Annotated in this window: 12 protein-coding genes; 9 read left to right on the top strand and 3 right to left on the bottom strand. The window is 52.8% G+C overall.

Translation table 11 applies throughout. The features are described from left to right. Positions 1-13 precede the first annotated feature (13 nt). Both QET93_RS11590 and QET93_RS11585 read right to left on the bottom strand, forming a co-directional pair. Positions 14-190, bottom strand: coding sequence for a hypothetical protein (locus QET93_RS11590; RefSeq protein ID WP_280132327.1), 177 nt, complete (start codon positions 188-190; stop codon positions 14-16). 45 nt (positions 191-235) lie between these two features. Then, positions 236-2,680 (bottom strand): TIM-barrel domain-containing protein, encoded by a 2,445-nt coding sequence (locus QET93_RS11585; protein WP_280132328.1) that lies wholly within the window; start codon positions 2,678-2,680, stop codon positions 236-238. A gap of 211 nt (positions 2,681-2,891) precedes the next feature. Here QET93_RS11585 and QET93_RS11580 point away from each other — a divergent pair, with 211 nt between their 5' ends. From QET93_RS11580 to QET93_RS11560, 5 genes are all read left to right on the top strand, one after another. Beyond that, positions 2,892-4,193 (top strand): glycosyltransferase, encoded by a 1,302-nt coding sequence (locus QET93_RS11580; RefSeq protein WP_280127242.1) that lies wholly within the window; start codon positions 2,892-2,894, stop codon positions 4,191-4,193. Positions 4,194-4,242: 49 nt separating this feature from the next. Next, positions 4,243-5,430 carry a glycoside hydrolase family 57 protein gene (locus QET93_RS11575; protein WP_280127241.1) on the top strand — a complete coding sequence of 396 codons (1,188 nt, stop codon included), beginning with the start codon at positions 4,243-4,245 and terminating at the stop codon, positions 5,428-5,430. 220 nt (positions 5,431-5,650) lie between these two features. Continuing rightward, positions 5,651-6,373, top strand: coding sequence for a site-2 protease family protein (locus QET93_RS11570; RefSeq protein ID WP_280127240.1), 723 nt, complete (start codon positions 5,651-5,653; stop codon positions 6,371-6,373). A 23-nt stretch (positions 6,374-6,396) separates the two neighbouring features. Next, complete coding sequence (gene proS, locus QET93_RS11565) at positions 6,397-7,917, top strand: proline--tRNA ligase (protein ID WP_280132329.1); 1,521 nt, start codon at positions 6,397-6,399, stop codon at positions 7,915-7,917. A 173-nt stretch (positions 7,918-8,090) separates the two neighbouring features. Further along, positions 8,091-9,002: a hypothetical protein gene (locus QET93_RS11560; protein ID WP_280132330.1), complete on the top strand. Its 912-nt coding sequence runs from the start codon at positions 8,091-8,093 to the stop codon at positions 9,000-9,002. A gap of 24 nt (positions 9,003-9,026) precedes the next feature. Here QET93_RS11560 and QET93_RS11555 read toward each other — a convergent pair whose 3' ends face one another. Continuing rightward, complete coding sequence (locus QET93_RS11555; RefSeq protein WP_280127237.1) at positions 9,027-9,602, bottom strand: hypothetical protein; 576 nt, start codon at positions 9,600-9,602, stop codon at positions 9,027-9,029. A 65-nt stretch (positions 9,603-9,667) separates the two neighbouring features. On the opposite strand from QET93_RS11555, the gene dnaG reads away from it, so the two are divergent. The 4 genes from dnaG to QET93_RS11535 all read left to right on the top strand — a co-directional run bounded on the left by dnaG (position 9,668) and on the right by QET93_RS11535 (position 16,436). Next, positions 9,668-11,557, top strand: coding sequence for a DNA primase (gene dnaG / locus QET93_RS11550; RefSeq protein ID WP_322190000.1), 1,890 nt, complete (start codon positions 9,668-9,670; stop codon positions 11,555-11,557). 43 nt (positions 11,558-11,600) lie between these two features. Further along, the gene (rpoD, locus tag QET93_RS11545; RefSeq protein WP_322189999.1) at positions 11,601-13,859 is read left to right on the top strand and encodes an RNA polymerase sigma factor RpoD; all 2,259 of its coding nucleotides are present in this window, start codon (positions 11,601-11,603) and stop codon (positions 13,857-13,859) included. 76 nt (positions 13,860-13,935) lie between these two features. After that, the gene (locus QET93_RS11540; protein WP_280132332.1) at positions 13,936-14,718 is read left to right on the top strand and encodes a M15 family metallopeptidase; all 783 of its coding nucleotides are present in this window, start codon (positions 13,936-13,938) and stop codon (positions 14,716-14,718) included. Positions 14,719-14,813: 95 nt separating this feature from the next. Continuing rightward, positions 14,814-16,436 (top strand): putative Na+/H+ antiporter, encoded by a 1,623-nt coding sequence (locus tag QET93_RS11535; RefSeq protein ID WP_280127234.1) that lies wholly within the window; start codon positions 14,814-14,816, stop codon positions 16,434-16,436. Positions 16,437-16,450: the final 14 nt, after the last annotated feature.

Here is a 16,450-nt window from a genome sequence, read left to right as displayed (position 1 = left end):
AAAGGGAAATATGTTACTGGATGTCTGCCGGAGTCGCATCTTCTGCTGGGGGGGCAGATGGTTCGTCCGGAAGCGTTGTTACGGCCTCCGTATTTTCCTGGATGCCTATTGCGGCAATCAGGTCGTCATAGAAATGAATTCCTGCAAAAATTCCAGCCAAGGTTACGACGACGATGATGATATCTCTCATGGTTGATGCCAGTGTATGAATTTACCGGGAACATGCCAGTGATTTCTATGCATGATCCCCGTCTTTTGCGGAAGGCTTCCAGGAAAGGGTTAGCTCCGAGAAGTTTTCCGGCAGGGTGATTGCTGCGACTCCATTCTGACGATGGGCAACAGGGACCGGTATGCCGTCGATTTCGCAACCGAGTTCTCCTGCGATGTCTGGCAGAGCATGGACGAGGAGGGTTTGGCTGGCGTGGAAACCGCTCCCTTCCCCTTCCCGGTGGCGGATGAGTTTGAATCCGTCAGCCTCGGAACGGTAGGAAAATGTGCTAAAGGTGAAGTTGCCTTCCAGGTGTTCGAATCCGTCTCCCGAGTCTTCGTACAGGTGGCTTTCGCATTCCGTATGGGGAGCCCACCAAAGATCCAGGAGAGAATCCGGACGTTCGAACTCGCCGACGAATTGCTGAACGGGCCAGTGCGGGATTACGGCGCCTCCGCGGACGAAAACTGGAATGGTGGACAGGTCGCAGGATAGCCATGAATCGGACTTGACTCCGTCCAGGCTGGCATCGTCCCGGTAGGAATACCAGTGGCCGGGCGGAACATAGAGTGAACAGCCGCCTGTTTGAGGATTGAGGACGGGGACGACATACATGTGTTCCCCTACGAAGAATTCGACCCCGCGCCAATAGGTGTCCGGATCGTGGTAACATTGCAAGGGAAGGGAACGGATGATGGGCAGGCCCTTCTTGGCGAACAGGTAGAACTGGGTATAGAAATAGGGCAGGAGGCGGTAGCGGCCTTCGATGGCTGTCCGGACATAATTTTCGATTTCTTCACCGAAACACCATGGTTCCTGACCTCCGTATTCTCCTGAAGAGTGGTTGCGGAAGAAGACGTGGAAGGCAGCCAGCTGGATCCATCGGCAAAACAGTTCTCCTGACGGATGTTCCAGGAAGCCTCCTGTATCGGATCCGGCAAAGGAGACTCCGGAAGCTGCCAGACGCTGACATTGGAAATTAGCCATTTTCAGATGTTCCCACGTGGAGCAGTTGTCGCCTGTCCATGTTGCGGCGAATCGCTGCATTCCTGCATACCCGGAACGGGTAAGGACGAAGGGCCTCCTGTTACCTCCAAAGCGCAACATGCCTTCGCGGGTAGCCATGGCCATGCAATGGCCGTACACGTTGTGGGCCTTGGTGTGCGAGCACGGCCTGCCGTCATAGAAATGCCGGGTGTCTTCGGGGAATGTTTTGTCCGGGAAAATGACCGGTTCGTTCATGTCCGTCCATATTCCCCTGATACCGAGTCGCGATACATCGTGTTCGAACAGGTCGGCCCACCAGTCCCTGACGTAGGGGTCCGTATAGTCGGGGAAGTTGCACAGCCCCGGCCACGCAACGCCTTCCAGCAGGGAACCGTCGTGTCTCCGGCAGAAACAGTTGAACTGGTAGCCGGAGCGCCAGATAGATGCATGATGGTCGATTTTGATGCCGGGGTTGACGATAGTGACGGTTTTAATCCCTTCCTCTTCCTGATGATTGATGAGCTGGCCGGGATTGGGAAACATGGACGGATCCCAGGAAAAACTCTCGTATTTGTCCATGTGGTGGATGTCCAGGTGGATGGAATCGCACGGGATGCTGTCTGTACGGAGTTTGCCTGCCAATTCGATGACGGTGTCTTCAGGATAGTAACTCCATTTGGACTGGTGATAGCCTAATGCCCATAAAGGAGGCATGGCGGGAAGTCCTGTCAAGCGGGTATAGGCGGCGATGATGCCGATGGGGGACTTTGCATGGATAAAGTAGTAGTCCATCATTCCGCGATCGGCGCCGAAGAGAAGGATGTTTTCTTCCGTTGCTCCGAAGTCGAAGTAGGTCCGTGCCGTATTGTCGTAGAAAATTCCGTAGCAGGATCCTTCACTGAGTCCCAGGAAAAATGGGATGTTTTTATAAAGAGGGTCGGAGTGTTCATGGAAGGCGTAGTGGTCGGCTCCCCACATTTCCAGGCGTCTGCCACGAAGATTAAGATCGCAGGGTTTGTCTCCTAGTCCGAAGAAATACTCTTTGGGGCGGATGGTTTTTCTGACCCAGTTTTTCTTCCCTCCCGTCCAGGCGTTGATTTCGTAGCCGAATCCATGCTCGTCTTTCTGGAGGAGTTTGCCGTCATGCTGGGAATAGAAAGCGAGCTTCAGCGTTTCCTTGTCGATGGTGATTCTGAGATCTCCAGTGGATATCCTGTGGTATGTCTTGTTGGACTGTTCTTCCAAGGAGAGGGGCTGGGAGACGTATCCGGGATCGACGGCATAACTGGGCCAGGCTTCGAGCAGGTTGCCGACAACATAGCGGATGCGGATGATTCCGCTTTCCAGAATGTTGAGTCTGAGTGAATATTCACCGCCGGCCGACTCAAAGTCACGGATCTCCCCACCGTTGGCCGGACTGTCCAAGAGAGAGGCGGCGGTAGTGGTTGTCCGTTTCTTTCTGGGGATTTGTGAGAAAGAAAACATAATAGGTACGCCCTCTCATTCTAGTGGTTTAAATTTGCGAAGACAAGAAGGTTTTAGTGAATATTAAGTTATTGCGGCATATTGAAGTTTTTTTGAATAACGGCTAGACTGAGAGTTGTCTTTGCTTTATCCTAGATACAATCTCGAAGAGGGTGGGCGTTGCATGAGCCTTCCCTAGATAAACCAAGAAAGAAAAGGAAAAACAGATCCCATGAGTAAAATTAGAGTATTAGAGCTCGGCTGGGAATTTCCCCCGATGGTCAACGGGGGATTGGGTGTGGCCTGTTTGGGCTTGTCCAAGGCATTGGCGTCCAAAGTTGAGTTGAGCGTGATTGTTCCGAAGGCGGATCTCATGACTCATTATCAGGGATTCCAACTGACGGGTATCAATAACATCAGCCTGGAGGATGTGGAAAACGTGGAACGCCGGTATGCTTATGAAAGTTTTGCTCTTGTGGAGCGCGCTCCGATCGCGCTTGATCCGTACACGACGGTGGAAGGCTCCAAGGATCGCATTGTTTTTACTCAAGAGGGGAAAATCAATTTTTCCAGGACCAGCCGCGAGGATTTGGGACTGTTTCAGTCATCCGAGGATTTGTATGCGGGCGATTTGGCTCGGAAGGTGATTGAGTTTTCCAAGATTGCCGCCAAATTGGCCTTGAAACATGATTTTGACGTTGTCCACGCACACGACTGGCTGACCTATCTTGCCGGTGTAGAAATCAAAAAAGCGACCGGCAAGCCGCTGGTTGTTCACGTGCATGCCTCGCAGTTCGACCGGGCCGGAGCCGATGCCCGGGGCTGGATTTACGATATTGAAAAGTACGGCATGGAGCAGGCGGACGCCGTGATTCCCGTCAGTAAATATACGGGTACGGTCGTCAGCGGGCATTATGCCATTAACCCGCGCAAGATTTTCCCGGTACACAACGGGGCGGATCCCGTATGCGCGTTCCGAGGGAAAAAGAAATTCCCTGAAAAACTGGTTTTGTTCCTGGGGCGTTTGACCGCGCAGAAAGGGCCGGAATTTTTCCTGCAGATTGCGGCCAAGGTTTTGGAACAGACGGATAACGTGCGTTTCGTCATGGCCGGCACTGGAGAGAAACTCCGCCAGCTAATTGAAACGGGAGCTTTCAAGGGAGTTGGGGACCGTTTCCATTTTACGGGTTTCCTCAACAAAAAGCGTGTCAACGACCTGCTTTCCATCACGGATGTTTACTGTATGCCGTCCGTATCCGAGCCGTTCGGCCTGTCTGCTCTGGAGGCGGCCCAGTTCAACATTCCTGCCGTTATTTCCAAGCAATCCGGTGTGGCCGAAGTGATGAAGGGGGCGTTGAAAGCCGATTTCTGGGATGTGAACATGATGGCTCAGCATATCGTATCCCTGATTACGGATGACGAGCTTTATGACAAGGTCGTCCGCCAAGGGGCAGCCGATATTCAGGCTTCCACCTGGGATGCTGCGGCCGACAAGGTGATCAAGGTTTATAACAAGGTGTTACACCGGGATTGAGAGCTTTTCCTTCTTCCATAGAACTTAACTCATTATTGATACTACTTCCATGAGCAACATCTGCCTGACATTCACCGCCCACCAGCCCAACAGGCTTATTCCTTATGACTTCTTCAAGATTGGCGAACACGCTTTCTATGAAGACGATGCGTTGAACGGTCGCGTTCTGAGCGCTGTTTCCGAACGCTGCTACTTACCTGCCAACCGTTTGATGAAGCAGCTCATTGAATTTACGGAAGGGAAATTCAGATTCGGGCTGGCTTTGAGCGGCGTGGTTCTGGAACAGGCCACCTACCATCGCCCCGATCTGGTCGAATCCTTGCGTGAATTGGCCGATACGGGATGCGTGGAGTTCATGATCATGCCGTATTACAATTCCCTGGCTTCCGTTTATTCTCCCCAGGAATTTGCCGACCAGGTACAGGAACACCGGGATCTGTTGAAAAAACTCTTCGGGACGGAATCTTCCGTTCTGGTCAATACGGGCATGCTCTATTCCAATGCCATTGCCTCACAGGCGGAAACCTTGGGATTCAAGGGCATACTGGCGGATGGCAATCCGACGGTTCTTCAGAATTTCTGGGATAACGAGGTTTTCCTGGCTCCCCAGGTGTTTCGGACGACGACCATTTTCCGGAACAGGACGCTTTCCAATGATCTGGCTAACCGCAGAACGGATTCCTCCTGGTCGGAATATCCTCTTTCCCCGTTGACGTTTACCGACTGGCTCTCGAACCAGCCCGGTTCTGTGACCACGCTTTCCATGGACTACGAAACTCTTGGAGAACGGCAAAATGCCGCTACAGGAGTGTTTGAATTCTGGAGGACGATGATCCTTAACTGTGTGGAACGCGGCAATACGTTTATGACACCCACGGAAGTAGCGGAAAAAATCAAACCTGCCGGAGTTTGCAATTGCACGAGGGAGATGACTTGTTCGACATTCGGTTCCATGTCGCACTGGAACGGCAACGTCATGCAGGATGAAGCGATTAAGAAAATTTATCGGCTTGAAGGCGCAGTCAAAGCGGCCAATGACGCCGATCTGACCCATGTCTGGAGAAAGCTTCAGAGTGCCGACCACTTCCATTATATGGAAAAAGGCAATTCCTTTACGCCGTACGCATCACCCTTCGATGCCTATATTTATTATATGAACGCTCTTTCCGACCTTCAGATCCGCGTCAAGAGGACGGCGGCCCTGCTTGCGGCGAAAAAGAACGAACGGCTGGTCTGATTTCCACGCATCCGGTTTATCCGATTCATCATGCAACGAAGGGAGGGGGCCTGACGATCTCCTCCTTTTTTCGTTGGAGGCATCGGAAAGAACTAATCTTGTTTTTTTGTCGGTATTCCGGGGTACAGAACGTGATTCGATGCCACCCTGAGGCAGAAGTCGGAGCGGCTGTCTTGTTCCATGCTTGGCAAAGGGGTGGGAGTTCGGATAATTTCTGCCCATGATTGAATTCACTCTTTTTGGCTTTCCCATTCGCATCCGGCCCATATTTTGGCTGGGGATGGCTTTTTTGGGTGGAGCGTTGCGGATTACCAATTCATCGGATCTGATGATGGTCGCCTTGTTCATGATTGCCGGAACCCTGACGATCCTCATCCATGAACTGGGTCATGCTTTGGCAGGACGTTGGTTGGGGAATGCGTCTGCGGCGATCGAAATGGTTTTCCTCGGAGCCTATACGCAATATTTTCATCCTCGGTTTGGGAAGCATGGCCGGGCCTTGTCCATACTGGCCGGTCCTTTGGCGTCGCTGATTCCCGGTATTCTTGCTGCTCTGATCTTGTTTTTTTATACCGGAGGCAATATGTTGGCCTGGTGGGTTTCCACAGTAGCCTTGTCGCTTTCCCCGTGGCATGGGTTCCAATTGGCTGAACCCCTGGGTTTTGACGACCAGGTTGGCATTCAACTGTACTTTCTGGGATGTCTCCTTTTTACATCCTTTTGGTGGACCGTGTTGAATGTGTTGCCGATCTATCCTCTCGACGGCGGCCAGTTCCTGGGAGAATACATGAAGTCTCCCAGGCGTCTTCACCAGGTTGGCTTGGCTCTTTCCGTCATTTTGGGGGCTTTCTCCTTCCTTTACATGGGAGCCATGCTCTTGGGCTTTTTCATGATTATGTTCGCCTTTGAAAATTATCAGGGCATGAAACGGGCCCCGTTTTAACTCTTTTTCCATCACACACACCTATGTCCCAACAAACTGCCATCACTCCTACCCGGGCCCAGGATTTCCCGGAATGGTATCAGCAAGTCATTAAGGCCGCCGACATGGCGGAAAATTCCGAAGTCCGCGGCTGCATGGTCATCAAACCGTGGGGCTATGCCATCTGGGAATTGATCCAGAAGGATCTTGACCGCCGGTTTAAAGAAACCGGGCACAGCAATGCCTATTTCCCGCTGTTGATCCCTATCTCCTATTTGGAGAAGGAGGCCGAACACGCAGAGGGTTTCGCCACGGAATGCGCCGTAGTGACTCATCACCGCCTTCAGGCCCGGAAGGATCCCGCGACGGGTAAAACCCGCATGATTCCGGAAGGAGAACTGACTGAAAAATTTGTCATTCGCCCGACTTCGGAAACTGTCATTGGCGCTGCTTTCGCCCGCTGGACATCCAGCTACCGTGATTTGCCTCTCAAGATCAACCAGTGGTGCAACGTCATGCGCTGGGAGATGCGCCCCCGCATTTTCCTCCGGACGGCGGAATTCCTTTGGCAAGAAGGGCATACGGCTCACGAAACGCGCGATGAGGCCATCGGCGAAGCCAGGACGATGCACAAAGTGTATGAGGATTTCCAGCGCGACGTGCTGGCTATCCCGACGATTCCCGGTGAAAAAACGGAGGCGGAACGCTTCCCGGGGGCAGAAATGACTTTGACGGTGGAAGCGATGGTGCAGGATCGCAAGGCCATTCAGGCGGGCACGTCTCACTTCCTGGGACAGAATTTCTCCAAGGCTCAGAACATCAGCTTCACCGGACGCGACAACACGGTTCAGTTTGCCTGGACGAGCTCCTGGGGCGTTTCTACCCGCATGATCGGCGCCCTGATCATGACGCACTCCGACGACGATGGCCTCGTTTGCCCTCCTCGCGTTGCACCTCAGCAGGTGGTGATTATCCCGGTCACGCCCAAGGCCGACACCGCCGATGCCGTGATTGCCCATTGCGAAGAATTGGCGGCCGGGCTGCGCTCCCAAAGGTTCCATGGCGAGCCTCTGCGCGTTGTTGTTGACAAGCGCGACTTGAGCGGTGGTACGAAGAAGTGGGAATGGGTGAAGAAAGGGGTTCCGGTCCGCCTTGAAATCGGCCCTCGCGATTTGGAAAAAGGTTCGGTTTGCTTGCAACGCCGTGACCAATCCACGTCGGAAAAGGTTTTCAAACCGGAAGCTGAAGTCGTTGACGGCATGGTGGCCCTGTTGGATGACATCCAGCAGAACCTGCTCCGTAAAGCCACCGAATTCCGCGATTCTCATATCCGCCGGGCTTCAAGCATGGCGGAGCTGGAAGCCAACTTCTCCGGAGAACAGGATGCCGACTGGCTTCTTGTGCCGTGGGACGGTTCCCCCGAACAGGAAGAAGAACTGGCCAAGCGCCTCCGTATCTCGATCCGCTGCATTCCCGTCGGTTCCATGGGGACAGGAGAGGAAGCCCCGTGCATCCTGACCGGCAAGCCGACGACGCGCCGCGTGATCTGGGCTCGTAGTTATTGATCCTCGCTTTCCCTGTTTTTATTTTCTAAAACCCCCATCTGTTCTCTGGTAACGGATGGGGGTTTTTGCTAGGGAATGTAGAGCGAGGTTTTCATGGGAAACTTTTACGGAACCGTTGCCGTAGGAATACATGATCAGGAAATTATGCATGAAGAACTGATTCGGTGAGTATAATGAGAAATATATTAATCCTTGTGATTGCTTTATTATCAGGAATTGGCGCCTATGTTTCGCGTGCCGAGGTGTGTCCGGAATCCCCGGCGTGCATTCCTCAATTGCGGGTCAAGAATCCCGCTATTGATAAACTTTTGGATCTATTAAAAGAGAAAAAGTATAAATCGTATTACAAGGAGCTGCGTGAATTTGGTGCTAAAAATCCTCGAGATATAACTTCTGATAAGGATATTGATGAGGAATTTCGTAATTTTGTATGGTATTGCTATTTTCTGACTAGCCTTCCTGTGTTTGATTCGAAATTATATATGGAGACAGAATCGGAAACTTATCACTATCATGAATTTAATGAAATTTTTGATTTGTGGCTTAAATTGCAATCTACACCTTCGCTTGCAATCGCTAATAGAAAGCTTCATGATTCTAATAAAATTAAGGAATCATTGAAGAAGCAAATATTGACGCGGACTATTCTTTCCTACTATGCTTGCATCCTCAATCAGTTCAAGAATGCGCATGAAACGAATCCTTGGGGTGAGAGGTCAAGTGAAGATCGGCTGCGCCTTGGAATTGAGGTCGTATTTCGACAGATGCCGGAAGAAATGCAGAAGACAGGTTTTACAAATTCATTTATCAATGCAAGGAATAGTTTTGTGGAGACTGTGACTCCATGGATGGAACCGCAATTTATGAGAACGCTCGTGCATGTTTTTCCTGGCAGGTATAACGATGTGAAGGAATACCTATTGAAGGCGGGGTACACGGAAGACGAAATTCCCGGATTGATTGACCGGACGGTAGGAAGGGATGCGTCAACGGACTTCCTGTATCGCGGGAAGCACCGTCAGGAGAACGATAAGTTGCTCAAGAAAAAGGCCGCCCAAGCTGCGAAGGCTTCGGCGGCTCAATAAATATTCCGATAGATCGCCGGGTGTTTATCTTTTGATTGCCTTGATGGTGAGGGTAGGGGGATTTTGGCGGTTGAGGTAGGCTTCACCGAAGTTACGGACGAGTTCGTAGTAAGGGCGGGCCATCGTGAAGTTTTCGGCCTTCATCAGTTGGTAGAATGCTCCGTCGGCCTGATCGCGTCCGAGTGGTGCTCCGTTCATGATGGCATGCAGCATGGCGTCGTGGAAGAGGGTGGGGGTGAGCAATTTGGCTGTGGTGGGGCCTTCGGTTGCTCCGTCCCAGACGTAGCCCGGTTCGATGGTGAAGGTTTTGCCGCGAGCCGTCATGCAGAGTTTCTTGTTCCGGGTGTCGAAGGCTTCCCAGTACCCCAGTTCGTGCTGGAATGTCCAACTGACGCGGGTGCCGGTCATGTACATGGTTTTCTGATCAATGGTGACGCAGCGGTACCAGGGCTGGTCGTCGTGTTTCAGGGAAACTTTGGCGATGGTGCCGACGCCTTTGCCGGAGCAGAGGCAATCCGAGCATGAGGTGAATGCCCATGGCAGCAGGAGAGCCATGCCACAGGGGATGACCAAACGGAAGTTGATGGGGCTTGTACTCATGATTTTCTAATCCTTCCAGTAATTTGGAACAAGTTCCGCTGATTTGCAAGACTTGGAGGCCGAGCATGACGAAAGGACGAGAAAAAACCGTGAATCCTGCCGGAGAAGTGATAGGATGCCCCACGCCCATGGGAAAGATCTCGGAGGAAAGCATCAAGCGCGTTCTTGGGGCCACGGATATCGTGGACCTGATCAATTCCTATATCCCGTTGAAGAAGGCGGGAGCCAGTTGGAAAGGTGTCTGCCCGTTTCATAACGATACGCATCCTTCGATGACCGTCAGTCCCGTGCGCCAGAGCTTCATGTGCTTTGCCTGCCAGACGGGGGGGGATGCCTTGAGCTTCGTGATGAAGTATGAGAATCTGCCCTTTGCCGATGCTGTGCGGAAGCTGGCGGAACGAGCCGGGATTCCGTTGATTGAGGAGCAGAGCAGTCCGGAAGAAGACCGACGCCGCAAGCAAAGAACGGGGCTGTTGGAGGTGAACCGGATGGCAATGGAGTATTTCCACAACCTTTTGATGAAATCGAAGAAGGCGGATCATGCGAGAGAGTACATGAAATCCAGGGGATTTGGTTCGGACATGGCCGCCCGGTGGAAGGTGGGGTGGGCTCCCGACCAATCGTCCTCGTTTTTGCGCTGGGCTCAGTCGAAGAATATTCCCGCCCGGTATTTGATCGATTCCGGTTTGGCGAGTATCGGGGAAAGAAATGACATGTACTGCCGCTTCCGGGACCGTCTGATGTTTCCCATCTGCAATGACCGGGGCGAGTGTGTGGCTTTTTCCGGGCGCGTTTTGGGGCAGGCTGTAAATACGGGTAAATATGTGAATAGCCCGGAAACGCAATTGTTCCGAAAGCGGGACATTTTGTTTGGGCTGGACCGTGCCAAAAAGTCGTTCGACAAGATGGGGCGCGTCGTACTTTGCGAGGGGCAGCTGGATGTGATCGCCTGCCATGAGGCAGGGCAAACATGCGTCGTGGCTCCCCTGGGTACCGCTTTTACCAACGATCATGTACCGTTGTTATTACGGTACAGGCCGAAGAAGGTGTTGTTATGCTTTGATGCCGATCGCGCCGGGATGTCGGCTGCGGATAAGGCTTTTCGTATTCTCGCTCCGGCGGGGCTGGATGTGGAATTGGTAGATCTTCCGGCAGGCGATGATCCGGATTCTTTCATCAAACGCGAGGGGGCCGAGGCGTTCGCCGCTCTTCTGGACGGGGCGCGCCCCTTCTTCGAAGCCCGGGTGAACCGGGCCAGAAACCAGGGACTGTTGAACGATTCTTCGTCCCGGATGGCATTTTCCCGCGATATGATCAGTCTGATGGGATGTATCAAGGATGCCGTTGCACGGGATCTTGCTGCATCGGACATGGCTACGCGCATGCGCATGGGATTTGAAGAAACGAAGCGCGAGGTACAGAAAGCCGTCCGCTCATTTCGGTACGAGCAGGCATCGAACTCTTCCAGAAACGAGAAGGAGAACGCCCGGGATGAAGAGAGGATAGAACCTATCCGTGTGGACCGTTCCGTCGTCGTGCTGTGCGAGATGGCTTTGAACGATGTGAAGGCTCAGTCCTACCTCGTAGAACGCATTGAGGATATTTGGGAAGCCATGAACTGGGTGCCCGGCGGAGAGGTGTTGAGGAAAATCCTGAACAAGGCTCCATGTCCCGAAGATCCGGCAGCTATCCAGGCGTTCATTCACTCCCTGCCTCCTGAAGAAAGCGCCGCCCTGTTGCAGATGAATATGAACACTCCTCCCATGTCTGACCCGGAACGGGCTGCAGCCGAAGCTTGTTCCGGCCTTATCCGTATTTCCCTGGAACGCCAGAAGGATGCCGTTCTGGCGGAGTTGCAGGATGAAAATTTGCCGGTTGAAAAACGCATGGAGCTGATACAAAAAAGTATTGACTTGAAGAACCTCCTCTTTAGTATTTTCACCCACACGCCCTAGGAGGGCTTGTATAATGGTTGCATAGTGCCCAGAATTTTTTCTTATGTCCAAATCCGGTGATTCATCGTCTTCGTCTTCAGCCAAGGATTCTTCCGCCAAGAAGGTCAAATCTTCTTCCGCGTCCAAGGCTGATGCCAAAAAAACTGCCTCCAAGGCAGCCTCCGGCACCGGGGCTAAAGCCCCTGCTGTCAAAAAGACACCGGTAAAACCCGGTGAACCGAAGGTATCTCCAACGACCAAATCGGCAAACCCGGCTTCCGGGAAGGCTGACAAATCCGCCAAATCCTCCAAATCCGCTCCGGCATCCAAGCCGGCTGCTCCTAAAAAGAAAGCTGCAACCAAGGCTCCCGCCGCTTCTTCAGCCCCGGCTAAACAACCTGCTGCGGAAAAAACTCCTGCCAAAAAAGCTCCAGCCAAAGCGACGGGCAAAGCTCCAGCCAAGCCAGCCGCTAAGCCGGTCGTAAAACCTGCCAAGGCTGCCAAATCCTCTCCGGATGCCGAAACGAAACAGGCCCCGGTCAAGCAGCCGGCGGCTAAGAAATCTGCGTCCAAGTCATCCAAGACTTCCGAGGAAAAGACTGCTGCTCAAAAAGAAGGGGAACGCATTAAAAAGATCAGTGAACTCCTCGAGGAGGATCGTGCCCGCGCTGCCCGCCGCAAGGTGAACAGCCCGATCGATGCTCCGGAAATTCAGGAAAAGATCCGTGATTTGATCAAACTTGCCAAGGAGCAAGGCTACCTGACTTTCGACGACATCAATGACGCTCTTCCCAACGACATCGTCGATCCCCAGGATTACGAGAGCATCATGGAACGCCTGCGTAGCATGGCATTCGATATCATTGATGCCTCCGAAGTAGATACTTATACGGATCGCATCCGCATTCGCGATACCGAGGAAGAGGACGAGGAGGAAAAGCTGGAAGCCAAAATGGACATTCTGGACGATCCCGTCCGCATGTACCTCAAGCAGATGGGGCAGGTTCCCCTGCTGACCCGCGAGCAGGAAGTTGAAATCTCCAAGCGTATCGAAACCGCCGAACAGAATGTTCAGCGCTGTGCCCATAAGTTCGGCTTCATTGCCAGAGCTTATCTGAAAGTGGCTTTCCACCTGAATGAAGGGGAAGAACGCTTCGATCGCGTGATTCTCGACAAGAAGATCGATTCCCGCGACCGCTACATGAAAGCTTTGCCCCATCTGTGCAATCAGATCGTACAGGCACATGCCGACGCCGAAGTCGCTTATAAGAAGCTTCATCAGACGCGTAAGTCCGGCAAGACAACGAAGGCGCGTGAAGCCGAGTTTCAGAAAATTCACTCCTCGCTGGTGAAACTGTATGGTCGCCTGTATTTCAAGCACAAGATCATTGAAGATTTTTGTACAATGATCGACGAAGCCAAGGAAAGCGTGGTTCGTGCCGTCAAGAAGATTGATTCCCCGACAGAAACTCCGGATGAAAAATCCGCTGTTCAGGAAAAGCTTCTGGAATATGAAATGCGGATGTGGATGACGCATGAAGAAATGGGAGTTGCCTACAAGGAACTTCGCAAATGGATTCGTGAAGCCCGCCGGGCCAAGGATGAAATGGTGGAAGCCAACCTCCGCCTTGTTATCTCCATTGCCAAGAAGTACACGAACCGCGGTCTTTCGTTCCTGGACTTGATTCAGGAAGGCAACATGGGGCTCATGAAGGCCGTGGAAAAGTTCGAATACCGCCGTGGCTATAAGTTTTCCACGTATGCGACGTGGTGGATTCGCCAGGCGATTACGCGTTCGATTGCCGACCAGGCCCGTACGATCCGTATTCCCGTCCACATGATTGAAACGATCAACAAGCTGATGCGCGTGCAGAAGCAGTTGGTGCAGGAATTCGGCCGTGAACCCTCCCCCGAGGAAATTGCGGAAGAAATCAACCTGCCGGTCGAACGGGTTCGTTCCGTCCTCAAAATGGCTCAGCAGCCTATTTCTCTGCAGGCTCCGGTCGGTGATTCCGACGATACCTCCTTCGGCGACTTCATCGAAGACAAGGCGGCTGAAAACCCGATGGAAGAGGCATCGTTCTCTTTCCTGAAAGAGAAGATCAAGGACGTGCTGGATACCTTGACCGAACGCGAACGCGAAGTGATCGAACAACGTTTTGGCCTCCGCGATGGCAGTCCCCGTACGCTGGAAGAAGTCGGACGCCAGTTCAATGTGACGCGCGAACGTATCCGCCAGATTGAGGCCAAGGCTCTCCGTAAGCTCCGTCACCCCATTCGTCTGAACAAGATTAGAGGATTCCTAGAAATGACGGAGTCCTGATCCGGAATCTCATCTTTTTCCATACCGGGAATGGGCGATTGCCGCTCATTCCCGTTTTTATAACTGTCGACAGTATATGATCTCCCATAATTTGAAATGCCTTGCCTGCCTGTCCTTTGCTTTTCTGACGCTGGGGATGGCGGGATGTACTACATCTTCTTCTCCCGTTCAGCCTTCTTTGGAGCAGCCGAATTCGCCGGTTATGCCCCATGGCTTTACCTATGTCGATGAAGTGGCTCCCCGCGTTCTTGCCGATCTGAAATACGCTGGAAACGATAATTTCATTGGGAGGCCGATGGCTGGCTACCGGGGAAAAAGACCCATTCTACGGACGCAGGCGGCGGAAGCGTTGAAGCAGGTTTCCGACGATTTATGGTCTCAAGGATACCAGTTGCTGATTTACGATGCCTACCGCCCCCATATTGCGATGATCGACATCAATAACTGGGGCAGGGATCTGTCCGACCAGAAGATGAAACGGAAATTCTATCCCGGTATTGAGAAGAAACAGATTTTTGAGGACAAGTACATCCGCGATTGTTCGGAGCATTCCCGTGGCGTTGCCGTGGATATTACACTGGTGAAGCGCGGATCCCGCAAGCCTGTCGATATGGGAGGGCACCATGACTTTCTGGATCCGACCTCGGCAACGGATACCAAGCTTGTGACTCCTGCCCGGCAAAAGAACCGCCAGCTTCTCAAGCAAGCCATGGCAAGGAGAGGATTCGTCAATTACGAACCGGAATGGTGGCATTACCGCCTTTCTCCCGAACCGGATATGACTGCCTACTACTACTTCCCCGTTTGGGATGGGATGCGGAAAGAGACGGTTTCTCCGGAAACTCCGGCAAAATCTTAGGGAACCAAGTCTCTTTCTCGAATCCGATTCCCGGAAGGAGGACGCCGATTTTGCTGGGCAAGCCTTTTTCATCGCTGTATCTTCCCGCCAGAACCATGATTGAAGATTGCTTCAGAAAGAGATTCCTGCGTTTGCTATGCCTGTTGATTATGGTGTTTTCCGGCATGGTCGCAGTAGCTCCGCAGGATGCAGCCGCTGCCGGTTCGCATTCGGTGACGCCCGCGTACCATGCTGAGGACGAAGGGGTGAAACCCCAGTTCAGCCATTTCCCCGTACCTTTGAGCGTTTATGAACAGGAGGAAAAGGCGGCAGGTATTTCGGGGGTGTGGGACCAGCTTGTGTTCCGCGTCCAGAAGGATCCCTTCAATCTGGCTGTGACCCTGGTTTTCCTTGGGGCGATTATCCATACGTTCATGGCTGCCAAATTTGAACGGATTTCCCATCGTCTGGCCCAGAGGCACAAGGCCAAACTTCAGAAGTCCGGGTACCGGGTGATGCATCCGGAGGAGCGCCCCCCCGTGTCGTTCCTGTCCGTCGTGTTCCACTTTTTAGGTGAAGTGGAGGCGGTATTCGGTTTGTGGATCATCCCGTTTCTGATCGTCTGTAACAATTACTACAGTTTTGAAGATTTCAAGCTGTATTTGAATTACGATTGCTCGTTTACGGAGCCGTTGTTCGTGATGGTCGTTATGATCATTGCTTCCTCCCGTCCGGTGTTTCGTTTGGCGGAATCCGTTCTTCACATGGGGGCGAGGCTTGGCGGGGCGACTCCGGCTGCCTGGTGGCTGTCTGTCATGTGCCTGGCTCCTCTACTCGGGTCCCTGATTACGGAACCTGCCGCGATGACGATTGGAGCTCTTTTGCTGGCCAAACGCTTTTACGACCTTAAGCCGAGCCGTCCTCTGATGTATGCGACGCTGGCGCTTTTATTCGTGAATATTTCCATTGGCGGGACACTGTCTTCCTTCGCTGCTCCTCCCGTAGTGATGGTGGCCGAAAAATGGGGCTGGGGGATGTCCCACATGGTGATTCATTTCGGATGGAAGGCCGTGGCGGCCATTATCATTTCCAATATCGTGTATTATATGGCGTTCCGGAAGGAATTCCGGCGTTTGACCGCAGAGAGCGAAGCCGCTTCCGAGTTTGGAGATGCCATTCCCCTGGCCTGGGAGGATCGCAAGGACAGTATCCCGGTCTGGGTGACGGTGGCACATGTGCTTTTCCTGGCATGGACGGTGTATTTTTCGCATGTTCCAGTGTTGTTCATCGGCGGTTTCCTGTTCTATATGGGCTTTACGCTGGCAACTCCCCAGTTCCAGAACAATATGACGATCAAGGTGCCGATGATGGTGGCCTTCTTCCTGGCCGGCCTTGTGATTCTTGGTGGCGTACAGGCTTGGTGGCTGCAGCCCGTGCTGATGGGGCTGAATGCGGACGACGTCATGCTGGGGGCGACTATGTTGACGGCTTTCAATGACAATGCCGCCGTGACTTTCCTGGCCTCGACGGTGCCGAACCTGAGCGAGGGCGTTAAATATGCCGTGGTGGCCGGTGCTGTGACGGGGGGCGGCTTGACGGTAATTGCAAATGCTCCGAATCCGGCCGGGCAGGCGATCCTCGGCAAGTATTTCAAGGGGATCAATCCTCTTTGGCTGTTTGTGTTTGCCATTTTCCCGACGGCGGTCGTGTATGTGTTCTACACCTGCTTCGGACATTGAATAGAATAAGAAAC

Origin of the sequence: Akkermansia sp. N21116 (assembly GCF_029854705.2) — a bacterium.
Lineage (GTDB): Bacteria > Verrucomicrobiota > Verrucomicrobiia > Verrucomicrobiales > Akkermansiaceae > Akkermansia.
The sequence above is the reverse complement of the archived record's forward strand: the minus strand, read 5'-3'. Positions and strand labels throughout refer to the sequence as shown.

Bases quoted from the DNA above. Each gene is read 5' to 3' on its own strand.
- QET93_RS11590 (WP_280132327.1), bottom strand. From the start codon at position 190: ATGAGAGATATCATCATCGTCGTCGTAACCTTGGCTGGAATTTTTGCA.
- QET93_RS11585 (WP_280132328.1), bottom strand. From the start codon at position 2,680: ATGTTTTCTTTCTCACAAATCCCCAGAAAGAAACGGACAACCACTACC.
- QET93_RS11580 (WP_280127242.1), top strand. From the start codon at position 2,892: ATGAGTAAAATTAGAGTATTAGAGCTCGGCTGGGAATTTCCCCCGATG.
- QET93_RS11575 (WP_280127241.1), top strand. From the start codon at position 4,243: ATGAGCAACATCTGCCTGACATTCACCGCCCACCAGCCCAACAGGCTT.
- QET93_RS11570 (WP_280127240.1), top strand. From the start codon at position 5,651: ATGATTGAATTCACTCTTTTTGGCTTTCCCATTCGCATCCGGCCCATA.
- proS (WP_280132329.1), top strand. From the start codon at position 6,397: ATGTCCCAACAAACTGCCATCACTCCTACCCGGGCCCAGGATTTCCCG.
- QET93_RS11560 (WP_280132330.1), top strand. From the start codon at position 8,091: ATGAGAAATATATTAATCCTTGTGATTGCTTTATTATCAGGAATTGGC.
- QET93_RS11555 (WP_280127237.1), bottom strand. From the start codon at position 9,602: ATGAGTACAAGCCCCATCAACTTCCGTTTGGTCATCCCCTGTGGCATG.
- dnaG (WP_322190000.1), top strand. From the start codon at position 9,668: ATGACGAAAGGACGAGAAAAAACCGTGAATCCTGCCGGAGAAGTGATA.
- rpoD (WP_322189999.1), top strand. From the start codon at position 11,601: ATGTCCAAATCCGGTGATTCATCGTCTTCGTCTTCAGCCAAGGATTCT.
- QET93_RS11540 (WP_280132332.1), top strand. From the start codon at position 13,936: ATGATCTCCCATAATTTGAAATGCCTTGCCTGCCTGTCCTTTGCTTTT.
- QET93_RS11535 (WP_280127234.1), top strand. From the start codon at position 14,814: ATGATTGAAGATTGCTTCAGAAAGAGATTCCTGCGTTTGCTATGCCTG.